Origin of the sequence: Stenotrophomonas sp. HMWF003 (assembly GCF_003061285.1) — a bacterium.
Lineage (GTDB): Bacteria > Pseudomonadota > Gammaproteobacteria > Xanthomonadales > Xanthomonadaceae > Stenotrophomonas > Stenotrophomonas maltophilia_AP.
This window is the reverse complement of sequence record NZ_QAIW01000403.1, coordinates 6,120-9,889: the sequence shown is the minus strand read 5'-3', so window position 1 is coordinate 9,889 and position 3,770 is coordinate 6,120. Positions and strand designations below refer to the sequence as shown.

General features: G+C 69.5%; 4 protein-coding genes and 1 pseudogene. All 5 read right to left on the bottom strand.

The window, feature by feature from the left end; all coding sequences use genetic code 11:
* Positions 1 to 86: pseudogene (locus DBR34_RS23745) on the bottom strand (phosphoribosyl-dephospho-CoA transferase); the annotation flags it as partial.
* Positions 79 to 783, bottom strand: coding sequence for a biotin-independent malonate decarboxylase subunit gamma (gene mdcE / locus DBR34_RS17330; protein ID WP_128097713.1), 705 nt, complete (start codon positions 781 to 783; stop codon positions 79 to 81). The gene mdcE and the pseudogene DBR34_RS23745, both read right to left, overlap by 8 nt.
* A gap of 2 nt (positions 784 to 785) precedes the next feature.
* Positions 786 to 1,694, bottom strand: a complete 909-nt coding sequence (locus DBR34_RS17325; protein ID WP_128097706.1) for a biotin-independent malonate decarboxylase subunit beta — start codon at positions 1,692 to 1,694, stop codon at positions 786 to 788.
* Positions 1,691 to 2,011, bottom strand: coding sequence for a malonate decarboxylase acyl carrier protein (mdcC, locus tag DBR34_RS17320; RefSeq protein ID WP_128097705.1), 321 nt, complete (start codon positions 2,009 to 2,011; stop codon positions 1,691 to 1,693). Before mdcC ends, DBR34_RS17325 begins: the two co-directional genes overlap by 4 nt.
* A gap of 11 nt (positions 2,012 to 2,022) precedes the next feature.
* Positions 2,023 to 3,666: a malonate decarboxylase subunit alpha gene (gene mdcA, locus DBR34_RS17315; RefSeq protein ID WP_128097704.1), complete on the bottom strand. Its 1,644-nt coding sequence runs from the start codon at positions 3,664 to 3,666 to the stop codon at positions 2,023 to 2,025.
* Positions 3,667 to 3,770: the final 104 nt, after the last annotated feature.

The window sequence follows — 3,770 nt, the reverse complement described above, 5'->3', positions numbered from 1 at the left end:
CGCGCATCCTGTGCAGGCACGTCGGCGCGCCAGGCGGCCTGTGCCGACATCCACACCAGCGTGTGGCGGGCAGGCTGCTCAGGCATCGCCGGCCACCACCGCCGCCGCGACCGACGCGGCCAGCGTGCGGCCGCCGCGCTGCGCACCGAGGACCGCGCGGCGATCGCCATCGGCCGGCGTGCGCAGCGCGTCCAGCAAGGCCTGCGCCAGGTCGTGGTCCCACACCGCGTGGACCGCGCCCATGGCCACGTAGTTTTCCACGCCGGGTGCGAACACCGGTGAGCTCAGGCTGAGCGCCTGCAGCTTTTCCAGCGGTTGCTTGGTCACGCGCGCCATTGCGCGCAGGTCCATCACCCGTACCTGCGCGTCGGGCAGGGCATGGATGTGGTCGGCCATCAGGCCGAAGGACAGGAACCCACCACTCACCGATTCGCCGTACACCAGGGTGACCAGCGGCGCGCCGCGGCGGCGGGCCAGGTCCAGCGTCTGCGCCAGGTGCGCGAAGTAGCCGTTGATGCCCAGCAGTTCATCGCGGCGGGCCAGGCGCTGGCCGGCGGTGTCGACCAGCATCACGATCGGCCGCTGCGGGTGCGCGGCTGTACTGGCCAGCACTGCGGCGGCCAGGGTGAGCGCATGGTCCACGCCGACCTCGAGCTTGTCGGCGGTGCCGATCACGGTGACCTCGCCAGCGTCGGTGCGGGCGCTGCCGGTGAGCACTGCGTCGTTCACCGCGACGGCGTGCCCGCGCGGGAACAGTGCATCCAGCAGCGTGTTCAAGGGCATGGTCATGGCAGTCTCCGGGTGGCCGTGGCGGCGAGGAAGGCGTCGGTCTCCAGCAGCGGCAACTGCTGCGGGTCGGCAATGCCCTGCAGGGCCCAGATGTCCAGCCCGTCCCGGCAACCGCCCCAGGCCTGCACCCGCGCCTGCAATGCGGCGTGGCGGGCCTGCAGCGCGGCCAGTGCCAGATCGGTGTCGGTGCTGTCGGTATCGGGTACCAGCGCATCGAACGCGGCCTGCGCGAAGGCGCTGATCGCATCGGGTACCAGCACCTGGGCCTGGTCGATCAGGTAGCGGTGCTTGCCGCCGGTGACGCGCCATACCAGCGCACGGTCGCGGGCGTCGAACTCTTCCACGCCGCGCACCGTTTCGATCACCTCCGGGCCGGACAGCGACAAACGCCCCTCTTCGGACATGATCACCGTGGTGCAGCAGCGCGCCACGATGCCCATGCCGCCGAACGCGCCGTTGCCGCTGCCGATCAGGGCAACCACCGGCACCCCGGCGGCACGCGCGGCCAGGGTGGCGCGCATGATTTCGGAAATGGCGATCAGCCCGGCATTGGCTTCGTGCAGCCGCACGCCGCCGGTATCCAGCAGCAGCAGCACGCCGTCCGGGCGCTGGTCTACCGCACGGTGCAGCAGGCCGGTGAGCTTGGCGCCGTGCACTTCGCCCACGCCGCCGCCCATGAACTGGCCTTGCTGCGCGGCCACCAGCACGCGCTTGCCGCGCAGCAGGCCTTCGCCCACCACGATGCCGTCGTCGAATGCAGCGGGCTGGTCCAGCTGCGCCAGGTGCGGGCTCATCGCGCGCCGGGCCGGGCCCAGCAGTTCCTTGAACGTGCCCGCATCAAGCAGGCCGGCGATGCGCTCGCGCGCATCGGCTTCGTAATAGCTGTGGCGGTGGGCGATGCTCATGGCTGGCCCCCCGCGCGCAGGGTCTGCACCGCCTGGTCCAGGCGCAGGCTGACCACGGCCGGCGTGGCGCCGGCATCGTTGATCGATACCTGCACGTCGCGCAGCGGATGGCGCTGTGCGAAGTCGCCGATCACCGCCTCCCAGACAGTGCCGAAGCCCTTGGCGGCCGTGATGATGCGAACCGCCATCGCGCCGTCCAGCGCGGCCGGTTCCAGCAGCACTTCAAGGTTGCCCGAGGCCAGCACGCCGACCAGCACCGCTTCGGTGGGGAAGCGCACGGCGGTGGTGCCGTCGAATCGATATGTGAGGGTTTCCATGAGCCTGTCCCTTACCAGTTGCGGAAGCGCTTGGGCGGGTCGTACAGACCGCCGGACCAGCGCACCAGGTCTTTCACCGAGCGCGCGGCCAGCAGGTCGCGGCTGGCATCGCGTACGTTGATGCCCAGGTCGTCCGGGCGCTGGATCACGCCGCGGTCGCGCAGGTTCTCGACCATGGCGCGGTCGCGGCCCAGGCCCACCGCGGTGTAGCCGGCCACGCCACGGATGGCCTGTTCGCGCTCTTCGGGGGTGCGGCACAGCAGCAGGTTGGCGATGCCTTCCTCGGTGAGCACGTGGCTGACGTCGTCGCCGTAGATCATCACCGGCGGCAGTGGCATCGCCGCGCGCTCGGCCAGCTCCCACGCATCCAGGCGATCGACGAAGGCCGGCGCCATGTGCTCGCGGAAGGTTTCCACCATCTGCACCACCAGCTTGCGCCCACGCGGCATCTCGCCCGGGCGTGCGGCCTGCCGGCCGGCCTTGAGCCAGGCATCGCTGGCGTGGCGGCGGCCGCGCGCATCCGAACCCATGTTGGGCGCGCCACCGAAGCCGGCGATACGGTCGCGGGTGGCGGTGGAGCTGTTGCCCTGCAGGTCGATCTGCAGGGTGGAGCCGATGAACATGTCGCAGGCATACAGGCCAGCGGTCTGCGAGTACGCCCGGTTGGAGCGCATTGCGCCGTCGGCGCCGGTGAAGAACACATCGCCGCGCGCGGCGATGTATTTCTCCATGCCCAGTTCCGAGCCGAACGAATGCACCGATTTCACGAAGCCCGACTCGATGGCGGGGATCAGCGCCGGGTGCGGATTGAGCGCCCAGTGCTGGCAGATCTTTCCCTTCAGCCCCAGCGATTCGGCATAGGTAGGCAGCAGCAGTTCGATCGCGGCCGTGTCGAAGCCGATGCCATGGTTGAGCCGGTTGACCCCGTACTCGGCGTAGATGCCCTTGATCGCCATCATCGCCATCAGCACCTGGATCTCGGAGATCTGCGCCGGGTCGCGGGTGAACAGCGGTTCGATGTGGTTCGGGCGCGGCGCCTGCACCACGAAGTTGACCCAGTCGGCGGGGATGTCGACGCGGGGCAGGGTATCGACGATCTCGTTGACCTGCGCGATGACGATGCCGCCGCCGAAGGCGGTGGCTTCGACGATCACCGGGGTGTCTTCGGTATTCGGGCCGGTGTAGAGGTTGCCGTGGCGGTCTGCCGCCTGCGCGGCCACCAGCGCCACGCGGGGCGTGAGGTCGATGAAGTAGCGGCCGAACAGTTCCAGGTAGGTGTGGATGGCACCGATCTGGATGCGCCCGTCGGCGACCAGGTTGGCCAGCCGGACCGACTGCGGCCCGGAGAAGGAGAAATCCAGCTTCGAGGCGATGCCGCGCTCGAACACGTCCAGGTGCGCGGGCAGCGACAGCACCGATTGCACCATGTGCAGGTCGTGTACACGCGCCGGGTCGAGGTCGGCCAGGGCCTGGGCAAGGAAGTCGGCCTGCTTCTGGTTGTTGCCCTCCAGGCAGACCTTGTCGCCCGGTTCAAGCAGGGCGTGCAGCAGCGCGGCGATATCGCCGGCCGCCACCTCGCGGCCGTGGGCCCAGGGCGCTGCGCGTTCGAGTCGTGCCTGGCGGCTGCGTGCCAGGGTGTCCCAGGTAGGGTTCATCGACACAGATCCGGATGACGTTGAGATAATTACGCCATAATTACGGAGCGGTGTGCAACCCGCAGCGCAGCAAAAAACAAGGCCCGCCAAGAGGCGGGCCTGTT

Bases quoted from the DNA above. Each gene is read 5' to 3' on its own strand.
- mdcE (WP_128097713.1), bottom strand. From the start codon at position 783: ATGCCCTTGAACACGCTGCTGGATGCACTGTTCCCGCGCGGGCACGCC.
- DBR34_RS17325 (WP_128097706.1), bottom strand. From the start codon at position 1,694: ATGAGCATCGCCCACCGCCACAGCTATTACGAAGCCGATGCGCGCGAG.
- mdcC (WP_128097705.1), bottom strand. From the start codon at position 2,011: ATGGAAACCCTCACATATCGATTCGACGGCACCACCGCCGTGCGCTTC.
- mdcA (WP_128097704.1), bottom strand. From the start codon at position 3,666: ATGAACCCTACCTGGGACACCCTGGCACGCAGCCGCCAGGCACGACTC.